Source organism: Streptomyces monticola (assembly GCF_042665355.1).
GTDB lineage: Bacteria > Actinomycetota > Actinomycetes > Streptomycetales > Streptomycetaceae > Streptomyces > Streptomyces monticola.
Genome location: NZ_JBHTCF010000006.1, coordinates 128,881 through 142,403 on the forward strand (window position 1 = coordinate 128,881; position 13,523 = coordinate 142,403).

Genomic DNA, 13,523 nt, shown 5'->3' on the forward strand with positions numbered 1-13,523 from the left:
CGGAGCCGCATATCGGCACAGCCCCGCTTCCCGCGGATCGACGCCCCGCACGAGCTGCAGCACATCACCCGCGAGTCCGCCGTGGCAGGTCGCGCCCACGCGCCGGAGCCGCATATCGGCACAGCCCCACTTCCCGCGGATCGACGCCCCGCACGAGCTGCAGCACATCACCCGCGAGTCCGCCGTGGCAGGTCGCGCCCACGCGCGGGAGCCGCATATCGGCACAGCCCCGCTTCCCGCGGATCGACGCCCCGCACGAGCTGCAGCACATCACCCGCGAGTCCGCCGTGGCAGGTCGCGCCCACGCGCCGGAGCCGCATATCGGCACAGCCCCACTTCCCGCGGATCGACGCCCCGCACGAGCTGCAGCACATCACCCGCGAGTCCGCCGTGGCAGGTCGCGCCCACGCGCCGGAGCCGCATATCGGCACAGCCCCGCGCCCCTTACGGGGCGCGTCTAATCCTCGGTCGAGTAATAGCGGTAGAAGACCGCGCAGGCCACCGCGCCCGCGACCAGGGCCGCGTTGCCGATCGATCTGAGGATGCTCGCGCCGGTCAGGCTGTAGAGGTAGCCGAAGGCGACCCCTGCGTAGGCGCCCCAGACGAAGGCGCGCAGCTCGCGTGGCAGGCGCGGGGCCAGGGCGCGGGCGGCGAGGTAGAGGGCGCCGGCGATCAGGCCCGTGAGGACGCCGAAGAGCACGTTCCCTGTGGTGATGGGGCCCGCGGCCCGGTGGATGCCCGCGGCCCAGACGCCGTAGACGACGGCGAGCAGCGGGGCCACAGCGGCCGTCGACCGTGCGGCGGCCCCGGCCCGGAATGTGGGTGCGGCGTGAGCCATGAGCTCGTCCTCTCTGTCACCCCCTGCCCCTACCAGGGCACAACGTGCGGCGGCGACCGGCAACTCGAACCCTCAGTGCTGGTGGCGGCACGGGTCCTGGGGCTTGCACCAGCACTGGTCCTTGGTGTGCTGCCACTGGTTGTGGTTCTGGTTGTTGTGCTGGTCTCCCTGGTTGTTGTTGCCGCACATCGGCGCCTGCCGTTCCGGCTTCATAAAGGCGCCGCTGGCCCAGCCGCGGGCGCCGCCCAGCCAGTACCAGTACGGATTGCCGTTGACATGGCTGCCGAAGGTCGCGCACTCGATCCGGTCCTGACTGCCCGGCGGCAGTGAACCGACGATCGCGGCACCGGTGTTGGGGTCGGCCCGCAGATTGATCTCGCCGTGCGAGACGACCCGGCCCCAGATGGGACCGCCGTCGTTGTTCGCGGACGCTGTGCCCGCCGCCGAGACGGTCAGTCCGCCGCCGGCGAGCAGGCAGGCGGCAAAGGTACGCAAGGCCCGGGACTTGAGCATGATCGGCCTCCTCGGCCCCGTCCCCTCGCGGGGAGGAACCCCCCTTCCCCTCTTCCAGGAAACACCCGCCACGGCCTTCGCGCGCGGCGCCGCCGGGCCGCCGGGCCGCCGGAGCCGCCAGATTCGATCTGGCGGCCGCGCGGCAGGCTCTCGCGCCCTGAAGGTGACGGCACAACAGCGCTCAGCACGGGGCACGGGGAGGGAGGTGGGACGGCAATGGCGCAGGACCCGCTCAAAGTGGCCGTGATCATCGGCTCGGTCCGCGAGGGCCGCGTCGGCGACACCGTCGCGCACTGGTTCCTGGAGCGTGCGGGCAAGCGGGACGATCTGGAACTCGATGTGCTCGACCTGGTCGACCACCCCGATCTGCCCGTCCGTCACCCCGCGTCACCGACCCCGGCGACGCTGCGCCTGACCCGGCACTTCGACCGCGCGGACGCGTTCGTGATCGTCACGCCCGAGTACAACCGCAGCTTCCCCGCCGCCCTCAAGCAGGCCATCGACCTGGGCTACGACGAGTGGCACGCCAAGCCGGTCGCCTTCGTGAGCTACGGCTACGGCAGCCATGGACTCTACGCGGTCGAGCAACTGCGCACCGTGTTCACGGAGTTGCGGGCGATGAGTTTGCGCGACGGCGTCGGTCTGAACCTCGTCGACGAACTTCCGCAGGACCCCGAGAACCGGGCGGTCACCACGATGCTCGACCAGCTCGTCTGGTGGGGGCTCGCACTCCGCGAGGCCCGCGCCGTACGCCCGTACACCTCCTGATCATCCGTACAACACCACGTACGCAACGCACAACACGTACACAACGCACAAGAAGGGACCGGACGACATGAGCGACCAGACGACCGGCCTGGCCATCGAAACCGCGGGTCTGGTGAAGACCTTCGGCGAGAACCGCGCTGTCGACGGCGTCGACCTGTCCGTTCCCACGGGCACGGTCTACGGCGTCCTCGGCCCCAACGGCGCAGGCAAGACCACCACAGTGAAGATGCTCGCCACTCTGCTGCGGCCCGACGGCGGCCAGGCCCATGTCTTCGGCCGCGACGTCGTGCGCGAGGCGGACGCGGTGCGCAGCCGGGTCAGCCTCACCGGCCAGTACGCCTCCGTGGACGAGGACTTGACGGGCACCGAGAACCTGATTCTGCTCGGCCGCCTGATGGGCCACTCGAAGAAGGCGTCGGCCGACCGCTCCGAGCAGCTCCTCGAGGCCTTCGGGCTGACCGATGCGGCCGGGCGGCAGGTGAAGAACTACTCGGGCGGTATGCGGCGCCGTATCGACATCGCCGCGTCCATCCTCAACACCCCCGATCTGCTCTTCCTCGACGAGCCGACCACGGGTCTCGACCCGCGCAGCCGCAATCAGGTGTGGGACATCGTGCGCGCCGTCGTCGCCCAGGGCACGACGGTCCTGCTGACCACTCAATACCTGGACGAGGCAGACCAGTTGGCGTCCCGGATCGCGGTCATCGACAAGGGCCGGGTGATCGCCGAGGGCACGAAGGGCGAGCTGAAGGCGTCGGTCGGCGCGGGCGCGGTGCATCTGCGGCTCCGTGAGGCCGCGCAGCGGGTCGAGGCCGAGCAGATCCTGCGGCTCACGCTTGACGCGCAAGTACAGCTGGAGGCGGACCCGTTGGCGCTGACCGCGCGCGTGGGCGACGCCGCGAGCAATGGCCGCGGGGCATCCGAGAAGGCGTCCCGCGCGCTCGCCGAGCTGGCCCGCGCCGGCATCACCGTGGACACCTTCTCCCTCGGCCAGCCCAGCCTCGACGAGGTCTTCCTCGCCCTGACCGACAGCACGACCGCGCCCGAGGAGGCGGCAGCATGAGCACCGCGACCACCACCACGACCAGCACCGAAGAGCTCGCCCCGGTCTCCACCGAGTCGCTCGCCGAACTTCTCATCTCGAAGGAGAGGCCACCGCGGCCCAGTGCGCTTTCGGCCTCGGTCACCTTCGGGTGGCGGGCCATGCTGAAGATCAAGCACGTCCCCGAGCAGCTCTTCGATGTCACCGCCTTCCCGATCATGATGGTGCTGATGTACACGTACCTCTTCGGCGGTGCGCTCGCGGGCTCGCCCGAGGAGTACATCCAGTACCTGCTGCCGGGCATCCTCGTGATGTCGATCGTGATGATCACGATGTACACGGGCGTGGCGGTCAACACCGATATCGACAAGGGCGTCTTCGACCGCTTCCGTACGCTGCCGATCTGGCGGCCCGCGGTGATGGTCGGCTATCTGCTCGGCGACATGCTGCGCTACGTCCTCGGCTCGCTCGTGATCCTGACGGTGGGCCTGATCCTCGGCTTCCGTCCGGACGGCGGGGTGCTCGGCGTCGTGGCGGGCGTCGCCCTGCTCGTCGGCTTCTCGTTCGCCTTCTCGTGGATCTGGACCATGTTCGGTCTGATGCTGCGCACCGAGAAGTCGGTGATGGGTGTCTCGATGATGGTGATCTTCCCGCTGACCTTCCTCAGTGACATCTTCGTGGAGACCTCGACGATGCCGGGCTGGCTGCAGGCGTTCGTCAACAACAACCCGATCACGCATGTCGCTTCGGCGGTGCGGGGCTTCATGCAGGGCGAGTGGCCGGGCTCGGCGCTCGCCTGGTCGATCGGCTGGGCGGTCGTCCTGATCGCGGTCTTCGGACCGGTCACGATGCGGCTCTACAACCGCAAGTAGCCGTACGACGACCACTGACTACGGGGGCACGGGGGTCGGGGGCCGGAGCGCGCATCAGGCGCTCCGGCCCCCGCGCGTGCGCCCCTCAAGGAGACCGGGTGCTCCACCCGTGTTGCCCGGCCACTCGTGCGCAGCAGCCCCGGTCGCGGTGGCGGAGGTGCGGCACTTGCCTGGACGGGTGCGGACATCTCGGGGAACAGCCGGAACGACCGGAACGACCGGAACAGCCAGTGCGGCCGGTGCGGCCGGTGCGGCCGGTGCGGCCGGTGCGGGCAGAGCGCGCGCCGTCGTGTCGGCGGCGCTGCTCGTGCTCGCCTGTCTGCTGACCCCGCTGGGGGCGCTCTCCACCTGGGCGAAGTACGAGATCGGCGACACCGACAACTACGTGGCCACGATGGCGCCCCTCGCCTCCGACCCCGCGGTGCAGGGGGCCGTGGCCGACGCGGTGACCAAAGAGATCATGAAGCAGATCGATGTGGGCCCGCTGCAGGGCACCGTCGAGACCTTCGTGAACGACGCGGTGCAGTCCTTCACAGAGACCAAGGCCTTCAAGACCGCCTGGGAGGCCGCGAACCGGGCCGCCCACGACGCGGTGCAGGAGGCCCTGAACAACGGCGACAGCGACACCGTCACCATCGATCTGGCCCCCATCACCGAGCAGGTGAAGCAGCAACTCACGGACGACGGCGTGCCGTTCGGGCGCCGGATCCCGGTCGAGCACACCGAGGTCACGGTGATGAACGCCCAGGACCTCGGCAATCTGCGGAAGGGGTTCCACATGCTGCAGGTCGCGGGCATCTGGCTGCCGGTCGCCGCCGCCCTGTGCGCGGTCGCCGGTATCGCCCTGGCCGTACGCCGCCGCCGCGCCGTCACCGCCACCGCGCTCGGCATGGCCGCGGGCGCCGCCGCACTCGGCGCCGCCCTCGCCATCGGCCGCAGCCTCACCCTCGACGACCTTCCCCCGGACGTCTCACGCCCCGCCGTGGCCGCGGTCTACGACGCCCTGACGTCCTCCCTGCGCACAGCGGCCTGGGTGATCCTGGCGGTCGGCCTCCTCGTGGCCCTCGCGGCCTGGGCGGGCGGACGGTTCGGGTGGTGGAGCCGGTGGGGACGGCGGCGCGCCTGAACGCGGGACCGCCCCCACATCCTCAGTTCGCCCAGTCCTTGAGGGGCTCGGTGTTCAGCTCGACGCCCACGGGGTCCGGCAGGGTGAGCGTCTTGCCGAAGGGGACGGTCGTGACCGTCTCGTAGCGCGGGCCGTCGGGCTGCGAGTGGACCTTGACCTCGCAAGTGTCGCGGTCGATCAGCAGGTAGACGGGGATGCCGGTCTCGGCGTAGGCGCGGGGCTTCTCGACGCGGTCACGCTGATTGGTGTCGGGGTCCCGGGAGGTGACCTCGACCACCATCAGGACGCCGTCGGGGCTGGCCCATTCACCTTGGCCGACGAAAGCGTCGATGGGGACAAGGGTGCCGTCCGGGCGGGCGTTGCCCCTGCGGTACTCCTCTACCCGCAGCCCCTGCTCCGGGTAGAGCCACCAGCCCGAGTTGGCCTGGATACACAGCCGCGACAGCCACGCGATGATCCGCCCACGGTCCCCGTCCGGCACAGCCTTGACCCCCATTTTCCCGTTGCCGAACTCCAGCCGCAGCGCCTCGTTCAGTCATATGGCCTGGCGAGCCAGTTCCTCGAATTCGTCCTGGGTCAGGATGGTGGACCGATGCTCTTCCATGACGCTCGCGCGGTCTCCTCCCGGATCGGGTCCGTGCCCTCACTCCACGGCGGCCCGCCGATCACCGATCGCTGATCAGAGAACCGCGGACAGGAACCCCCGCAGCGCCTTGTTGAACTCCTCCGGGCGTTCCAGGTTCGGCAGGTGCGCCGCGCCCTCGATCACGCACAGGGTGGAATCCCGCAGCGCGGCGTGCATCGCCTCCGCGTCCGCCACCGGCGTGTATGTGTCCTGGGCTCCGACCACCACCAGGGCCGGAACCGTGACGCGGGTGAGGAGTTCGCGGTAGTCGGGGCGTTCGGCGCGGCCGCGCAGGGCGGCCGCCGCGCCCTCGGGGTCGGTTGCGGTCATCATGCGGTGGACGTGCGCCGCCACCTCGGCATCGGCGTGCGGGGCGACCATTTTGTACAGCACCTCGTCGGCGTATCCCCGCATGCCCTCGCGTACGAGCCGCCCGGCGAGCTCGCGCCGCCACTCCTTGCCCGCCTCCGTCTCCGCCGCCGGGAACGTGTCCGCGAGGACGAGGCCGCCGATCCGCTCCCCGAAGAGCCGGGCGCACTCCATGACGATCTGGCCGCCCATGGAGAGGCCGCCGAGTATGAACCTCTCGATGCCCAGGTGGTCCAGGAGCGCTTCGATGTCACGGGCGAAGACGGAGAGTTCCGTGGTGCCGGGCACCACCGTCGAGCCGCCGTAGCCGCGCAGATCTGCGGCGATCACCCGGAAGTCCGTTGCCAGATCGGCCAGTTGGGGCGCCCACATCGTGCGGTCGAAGGGGTGGCCGTGGACCAGGACGACGGGAGGCGCGGTGGCTGCGCCGAGGTCGTCGTAGGCGAGGGTGATCCCGTGGGGAAGCAGTGCGTTTGCCATGGTCAGGAGCGTAGGAGGGGGTATTGGATCGGTGCAATGCATTGCTTTGTTCTCGGAGCAATGTGAGGGTACGGGGGTGGGGGTACGGGGGTACCCGGGGGTACGGGGGTACCCGGGGGTACGGGGAGCACGGTGGGACACGTACACGGCGAACAGGGGCGGACGGCATGCGCGGCTTCGACGACTACCGGCGGATCGCGGACGCGATCGCCGCCGATATCGCCGGCGGGCGGCTCAAGCCCGGCGACCGGCTGCCCCCGCAGCGGCTCTTCGCCCGGCGCCGCCGTATCGCCCCGTCCACGGCCAGCCGGGTCTACGGCGAGCTGGTGAGCCGTGGGCTCGTCGTCGGCGAGGTGGGGCGCGGCACCTTCGTCAGGGCCGTGCCGGAGCCGACGGGGCGCGCCCTGACCGAGCGGACAGGACCGGCCGAGATCAATCTGGAGCTCAACTACCCGTCCGCACCCGGCCAGTCGGAGCTTCTGAGCGCGAGTCTCGAACCGCTGCTCCGGCCCGATGTGTTCGCCGCCGCCACCCAGGTCGCCGCCGCGGCGGGCACCTCGCAGGCCAGGACCGCCGCCGCACGGCTGCTCGCGTCCGGGCCGTGGCACCCCGAGCCCGAGCAGCTCCTTTTCGCGGGCAACGCCCGGCAGGCCGTGGCCGCGGCCCTCACCGCGCTCGCCCGCCCCGGGGGCCGGGTCGGCGTCGAGGCGCTGACGTATCCGGTGGTGAAGGAGATCGCGGCCCGCCTCGGCGTGACCCTGGTGCCGCTCGCCATGGACGCCGAAGGGCTCCGGCCCGGCGCGGTGGCGGCCGCGCACCGCAGTGCGCCGCTGAGCGCCCTGTACGTACAGCCGACCCTGCACAATCCGACCTGCGTGACGATGCCCGAGCGACGGCGTGCTGAACTCGCCGCCGTGGCACGGGAGTTGGATCTGCCCGTGATCGAGGACCGGATCTGGTCCTTCCTGCACCCCGGCGCGCCCGCGCCGCTCGCCGCCCACGCCCCCGAGCGCACCCATGTCGTCGACGGCCTTTCCAAGCGCGTGGCGCCCGGCCTGTCCGTGGGCCTGCTCGCCGTCCCCGCCCCCGACGTCGAGCGCACGGCCGCGGCCCTGCGCTCCGCCGGCACCACCGCGTCCCGGTTCGCCCTGGAGGCCGCCACGCGCTGGATCACGGACGGCACCGTGGACCGGCTCGCCACCGCCAAGCGGGCGGACGCGGCGGCCCGGCACCGGATCGTCCGGGACTGCCTCGGTGGCCATGACGGTGCCGACGGCCTCGGCTGCCATGACGGTCCCGACGGCCTCGGCTGCCATGACGGTCCCGACGGCCTCAACGGCCTCAACGGCCATGACATACGCACCGATCCGCACGCCTACTACGCCTGGTGGCGGCTGCCCGCACCGTGGCGCGGCGAGACCTTCACCGCCGCAGCGGCCGCCCATGGCATCGCCATCACCCCGGGCGCCGCCTTCGCCGCCGGTTCCCACACCACGCCGGACACGGTCCGCGTGGGCCTCGCCTCGCCCTCCCACGACGTGCTGCGGGAGGCGCTGCGGACGCTCGCGGCGGTGGCGGCGCAACCCTGCGCCTGAAATCCCCGTCTCTGAGGGAGAATTCGGGGCACTCTGCGCGTTGAGAACGTCGGAGCGGGCGATCGTCCCGGAGAACGGGCGATCGTCCCGGAGAACGGGCGATCGTCCCGGAGAACGGGCGATCGTCCCGGAGGAGTGGAGACCGGCAGACCGAAGGCCGGAGCGATGAAAGGCGCGGGCGCACCCTTGGAGTCGGAGACGGACACACAGGCGGAGACACAGGCGGACACGGAGCCGAATTCGGAGTCGGAGCCGGAGTCGGAGCCGAATTCGGAGTCGGAGCCGGAGTCGGACACGGGTACCGCGAGGAGCATGGTCCGGGCGCCGCGTAACACCCCGCCGCGCGCGCGGCCCTGGCGCCTGCCCGCGCTCTGGGCGGCCGCGGTCACCCTCGCCGGGCTCACCGTCGTCCTGCTGTGCCGCGCCCTGGACGCCGACGCCGTCACCCCGGTCCCCCAGCTGCTCGCGTTCCTGCCCTGGCTGCTCGTGCCCGCAGCCGTGGCCCTCGGCCTCGCCGCCCTCGCGCGCTGGCGCACCGGCATGGCCTGGGGCGTGCTCGTCCTGGCCGTGACGGGCTGGTTCCTGCAGCCGTACGGAGCCGCCGCGAGCCCCGCCGGAGCGCCGGTGGCCCAGCTGCGCGTCCTCACGTCCAACGTCGAATTCGGCGGCGCCACCGATGAGTTGATCGCCGCCGTGCACCGCGAGAAGCCCGACCTGGTGTTCGTGCAGGAATGCGATCTGCCGTGCTCCACCGCGCTCAAGGAGCGGCTCGGGGACCGCTTTCCGCACCGCAGCCTCGTCGAGGCCACAGGTGCCGAGGGCTCCGCGGTCCTCAGCCGGTATCCGCTGAGGCCGGCCGCGGGGGTCGCCGGGACACTCGGCATGCCGGGGGCGGTCGCCGAGGTCGAAGGGCACGACGTACGGCTGCAGCTCGCGCACCCGATGCCGCCCGTGCCCGGCGGGGTCGACCTGTGGCGGTCCGAGCTGGGCGCGCTGCGGGACTACGCCGCGCAGGGCGCGGGCACGCCCACCGTGCTGGCCGGGGACTTCAACGCCAGCCAGGACCACGCCGCGTTCCGCCGCATCCTCGACACCGGGCTGCGGGACAGCACCCGGCTCGCGGGCGGCTCGCGGACCCCGACCTGGCCGAGCGTGACGGCGCCGCCGCTCGGCGCGCAGATCGACCACGTCCTGGTCAGCCGGGACTTCGCGGCGCACGACGCGCGCTTCCTCGATCTGGCGGGCACGGACCACCGGTCACTGGTGGTGGACCTCACGCTGTACGGGAGCCGTTGAGCGCGGCGGGGGAAGATCCCGGCCCCGTCCGGGCACCCACACCACCCGCGCCCGACCCGCACCACCCGGGCAAGGCCCACACCACGAACCCCGCGCCCGACCCGCACCACCCGGGCAAGGCCCACACCACCCGCGCCCGACCCGCACCACCCGGGCAAGGCCCACACCACGAACCCCGCGCCCGACCCGAGCAGGCTCCGCGCCCGGACGACGCGAACATAATGGACGTATGCCCCGAGAGTCCCCCGCCGCCCGTCTCGCCCCGCCCGAGTGGCTGGTCCGGAGCCTCGGCTCGCTGAAACCCCAGGCCGCGCCGGTCCCCTGGCCCGCCGTCGCGCGGGCGGCGGTCGGCATGGCGCTGCCGCTCGCCCTCGGTCTCGCCGCCGGGTACCCGGCCTACGGCGCGATCGCCGCGATGGGCGCCCTGTCCGGGGTCATCGGCGACACGGCGACCTCGTACCGCATGCGGGTCTACAACATCGCCGTGCCGCAGTGCTTCGGCGCCGTCGGCGTCACCCTCGGCACGCTCGTGTACGGGCACGGGTGGCTGGCCGTCGCCGTCGTCACCGCCATCGCCCTGGTCTCCGGGATGATCTCCACGATCGGGGCCGTCGCCTCGGTGTCGGGGCTTCTGCTGCTGCTCAACTCCGTGGTGGGCGCGGGCCTTCCGATGCCGGGTGACTGGTGGCTCGCGCCGCTGCTCATGACCGGCGGCGGCCTCCTCGTACTCGTACTCGCGCTGCTCGCCTGGCCGCTGCGCTCGGGGGTGCCGGAGCGGGCCGCCGTCGCCGGGACGTACCGCACGGTGGCGGACCTGCTAGAAAGAGCGGGCGCCGACTCGGACGCGTACGCCGCCGCCCGGCAGGACGTCACGCACTCCCTCAACCAGGCCTACGACCTCGTGCTCGCCCGGCGCGCCCGCGACCACGGCCGCAACCGCGATCTCGTCCGCCTCCTCGCCCAGCTCAACGCCCTCATCCCGGTCGTCGAAGCGGCCCCCGCCGCGCACCAGCACGGCCGGCCGCTGCCCGCCGAAGTGCCCGCGGCGGTACGGGCGTTGGCGGCCGCCGTGGAGCGCGGCGCCACCGGGCCCGTGGATCTGCGCCTGCCCGAGGGGCCGCGGGGGCACGCCGCCCAGGCCGTGGACTCCTCGGTCCGGTACGCCGCCGAGATCCTCGCCGACACCGACCCGGGCAATGTCGACGACCGTCTCGGCCGCCCCGCCGCACTGCGCGAACGCGCCCGCCGCGCCGCCCGCAACGTCCTGCTCTCCGCCGCGTCCTGGCGCTACGGCCTGCGGCTCGCCCTGTGCATCGGCATCGCGCAGGCCCTGGTGTCCCTGATCGAGGTGCCGCGCTCGTACTGGGTGGCGCTGACCATCACCTTCGTGATGAAGCCCGACTTCGGCTCGGTGTTCTCCCGGGCGGTGCTGCGCGCGCTCGGCACCGCCGCGGGCCTGGTGCTCGCGGCGGCGGTCCTCTCGCAGGTGCCGCGCGGCTGGTGGGACGTGCCCGTGCTTTTCGTCCTCGCGCCCCTCATCCCGGCTCTGACACCCCGGGGTTACGGCTATCAGACGGCCGCGATCACCCCGGTGATCCTGCTCCTTTCGGACGTCCTGAACCACCAGGGCGCGGCGCTGCTCGCCCCGCGTCTGTACGATTCCCTCATCGGCTGCGGTATCGCCCTGGTCGCGGGCTATCTGCTGTGGCCGGAGAGCTGGGGCACCCGGATCGGCGACCGGCTCGCGGACGCCGTCGCCGACACCGCCCGCTATGTCGAGTGCGCCTTCCTCGACCCGGCGACGCCCGGCGTCCCCGACCCGGCGGCCCGCGCCCGGATGCGCCGCCGCCTCTACCGCGATCTGTCCGTCGTCCGTACGGAGTTCCAGCGCGCCCTCACCGAACCGCCGCCGGTCGGCCCGCGCGCCGCCGCGTGGTGGCCGCTTGTCGTGGCCCTGGAACGGGTCGTGGACGCGACCACCGCGGCCCGCGTCCGGATCCGCCACGGAGCGCCGCGGCCGGAGCCGTCCGAGTCCAAGGAACTCGCGCTCGAACTGGAGCAACTGGCCGAGGATCTGCGGGAGTCGAAGGTGCGGGTGGGCGCGCGGGCGGGCGCGGAGCCGTTGCCTCCGGCGGACGGGGACAGCGTTCTCACGCCACTGCGCCAGGAGGTTCTGGCGGCGCGGGCGCTGGCCGCGCCGGCGAGTGGACCGTAAGACATGGCCCCTGGCGGGGCGGCCGGTGTGCCATCTGCAGGTGCGTCGTGGCTGGTCGCGCCCGCGCGGCGGAGCCGCATATCGACACAGCCCCGCGCCCCTTCGGGGCACTACCGATCCGCTGAGCCGCAGGCCTACCGCAGCCCGAACACCGCAGGCCTGCGGTGGGACCACGGCCTCGCCGCCTCCAACTGTGCGCACAAGGACAGCAGTTGCGCCTCGCCCGCCGGGCGGCCCGCGAGGGTCACGCCGATGGGCAGGCCCGCCGCGTTCCAGTACAGGGGCAGCGACGCCGCGGGCTGGCCTGTGGCGTTCCAGCCGCCCGTGTACGGGGTGAACAGGGTCTGGCGGCGCAGCAGCCCCAGCACCTCGTCCTCCGTGGCCGCCGCGAAGAACTCCGGTGGCTGCGGCGGCAGTCCGAGGGTCGGGGTGAGGACGGCGTCGTACGGCTGAAGGGCCGTGACCACCGACCGGGTCAGCGTCTGCAGCCCGGCGAGCGCCGCGTAGAACCGCTCCCCCTCGATCTCCCGGCCGCGCGCCCGCCACCACCGGGTCACCGGGAGCAGCAGGTGCTCGTCCTGCTCCCGTACCGGCATCCGCAGCGACTGCACCGCCCAGGTGGCGAAGAACAGCCGGCTCAGGCCCTGTGTGAAGGGGTTCGGGAGTTCCTCGACCTCGTGGCCGAGCGAGACCAGGAGCCGCGTCGCCTCCTCGTACGCGGCCAGGCAGTCCGGGTCGGCGCTGCCGCCGTCCGGGCCGAGGTCGGCGAAGCGCGCGATGCGCAGGCGCCCCGGGTCGCGCTCGGTGTACGGCAGGAAGGTCTCTCCCGGCGGCAGCGGCGGTGCCCAGTACGAGTCGCCCGGCGCCGGGCCCGCGAGCGCGTCGAGCAGCGCCGCCGCGTCCCGTACCGTCCGGGTCAGCGGCCCCTCCACGGCGAGGCCCGCCACGTTGGCGTCGGGCGCCGGGCTGATCCGGCCGCGGGACGGCTTGAGGCCGAAGATGCCGCAGGCGCTCGCCGGGATACGGATCGAGCCGCCGCCGTCACTGCCGTGCGCGAACGGCACGATGCCCGCGGCCACCGCGGCGGCCGCGCCCCCGCTCGAACCGCCCGCGGAGCGCGTGGTGTCCCAGGGGGTGCGGGCGGAGCCGCGGACCGTGTTCTCGGTGAAGGCCGTGAGACCGAACTCCGGGGTGTTCGTCTTGCCCAGGCTGATCGCCCCGGCCGCCTTGAGCCGGATGACGCTGTGCGCGTCGGCGTCGGGTACGTGGTCCGCGTACACCCGTGAACCGAAGGTCGTGCGGATGCCGGCCGTCGGCGTCAGGTCCTTGACGGCGGTCGGTACGCCGAAGAACGGCGGCAGGCCCTCGGGCCCGTCCGCGGCGATCCGCCGCTCGGCGGCCCGCGCCTCGGCGAGTGCCGGCTCGGCGGTGACCGTGACGAAGGCGCCGAGCCTGTCGTCGTACGCCTCGATCAGGCGAAGGCCGCGCTCGACCAGTTCGACGGGACTGACCTCGCCCTTGCGGACGGCCGCCGCCAGGGCGAGCCCGTCCCCGCCGAGCCCGTCCCCGCCGGACCCGTCCCCGCCGGACCCGTCCCCGCCGGACCTGTCCCCGCCGGACCCGTCCATGGCGTCCGCCGCCGCGTTCCCCGCGTCCGTGCCCGCTGCGTCCGTGCCCGCTGCATCCATACGAACCGCTCCCCGCGCCGTCCGGCGCACCCGAAGTCCGTGCCGGTCATGAAGTCCGTGCCCCCTGCATCCAAGGCCCGCCGCGACGCCCCGTCA

The 13,523-nt window shown here is 72.8% G+C and carries 11 protein-coding genes and 1 pseudogene; 7 read left to right on the forward strand and 5 right to left on the reverse strand.

Going from position 1 to position 13,523, the window contains the following annotated elements:
- Positions 1-457 precede the first annotated feature (457 nt).
- Complete coding sequence (locus ACFQVC_RS16515; RefSeq protein ID WP_381831187.1) at positions 458-838, reverse strand: hypothetical protein; 381 nt, start codon at positions 836-838, stop codon at positions 458-460.
- Positions 839-910: 72 nt separating this feature from the next.
- Positions 911-1,351, reverse strand: coding sequence for an SH3 domain-containing protein (locus tag ACFQVC_RS16520; RefSeq protein ID WP_381831188.1), 441 nt, complete (start codon positions 1,349-1,351; stop codon positions 911-913).
- A gap of 216 nt (positions 1,352-1,567) precedes the next feature.
- Here ACFQVC_RS16520 and ACFQVC_RS16525 point away from each other — a divergent pair, with 216 nt between their 5' ends.
- From ACFQVC_RS16525 to ACFQVC_RS16540, 4 genes are all read left to right on the forward strand, one after another.
- Positions 1,568-2,119, forward strand: coding sequence for an NADPH-dependent FMN reductase (locus tag ACFQVC_RS16525; protein ID WP_381831189.1), 552 nt, complete (start codon positions 1,568-1,570; stop codon positions 2,117-2,119).
- A gap of 67 nt (positions 2,120-2,186) precedes the next feature.
- Positions 2,187-3,182 carry an ATP-binding cassette domain-containing protein gene (locus ACFQVC_RS16530; RefSeq protein WP_381831190.1) on the forward strand — a complete coding sequence of 332 codons (996 nt, stop codon included), beginning with the start codon at positions 2,187-2,189 and terminating at the stop codon, positions 3,180-3,182.
- A complete protein-coding gene (locus ACFQVC_RS16535) occupies positions 3,179-4,033 on the forward strand; it encodes an ABC transporter permease (RefSeq protein ID WP_381831191.1) in 855 nt (284 codons plus the stop codon). The genes ACFQVC_RS16530 and ACFQVC_RS16535 overlap by 4 nt, the downstream gene beginning before the upstream one ends.
- A gap of 289 nt (positions 4,034-4,322) precedes the next feature.
- Positions 4,323-5,159, forward strand: a complete 837-nt coding sequence (locus tag ACFQVC_RS16540; protein ID WP_381831192.1) for a hypothetical protein — start codon at positions 4,323-4,325, stop codon at positions 5,157-5,159.
- A gap of 22 nt (positions 5,160-5,181) precedes the next feature.
- Here ACFQVC_RS16540 and ACFQVC_RS16545 read toward each other — a convergent pair.
- Together ACFQVC_RS16545 and ACFQVC_RS16550 are read right to left on the reverse strand one after the other, a co-directional pair.
- A pseudogene (locus ACFQVC_RS16545) lies at positions 5,182-5,763 on the reverse strand (Uma2 family endonuclease).
- A gap of 75 nt (positions 5,764-5,838) precedes the next feature.
- On the reverse strand, positions 5,839-6,633 hold the full coding sequence (locus ACFQVC_RS16550) for an alpha/beta fold hydrolase (RefSeq protein ID WP_381831193.1): 795 nt from the start codon (positions 6,631-6,633) through the stop codon (positions 5,839-5,841).
- Between the two features lie 167 nt (positions 6,634-6,800).
- Here ACFQVC_RS16550 and ACFQVC_RS16555 point away from each other — a divergent pair, with 167 nt between their 5' ends.
- From ACFQVC_RS16555 to ACFQVC_RS16565, 3 genes are all read left to right on the forward strand, one after another.
- On the forward strand, positions 6,801-8,228 hold the full coding sequence (locus ACFQVC_RS16555) for an aminotransferase-like domain-containing protein (protein WP_381831194.1): 1,428 nt from the start codon (positions 6,801-6,803) through the stop codon (positions 8,226-8,228).
- 312 nt (positions 8,229-8,540) lie between these two features.
- A complete protein-coding gene (locus ACFQVC_RS16560; protein WP_381831195.1) occupies positions 8,541-9,524 on the forward strand; it encodes an endonuclease/exonuclease/phosphatase family protein in 984 nt (327 codons plus the stop codon).
- A 229-nt stretch (positions 9,525-9,753) separates the two neighbouring features.
- A complete protein-coding gene (locus tag ACFQVC_RS16565; protein ID WP_381831196.1) occupies positions 9,754-11,739 on the forward strand; it encodes an FUSC family protein in 1,986 nt (661 codons plus the stop codon).
- Between the two features lie 134 nt (positions 11,740-11,873).
- On the opposite strand, the gene ACFQVC_RS16570 is transcribed toward ACFQVC_RS16565, so the two are convergent.
- The gene (locus ACFQVC_RS16570) at positions 11,874-13,427 is read right to left on the reverse strand and encodes an amidase (RefSeq protein WP_381831197.1); all 1,554 of its coding nucleotides are present in this window, start codon (positions 13,425-13,427) and stop codon (positions 11,874-11,876) included.
- Positions 13,428-13,523: the final 96 nt, after the last annotated feature.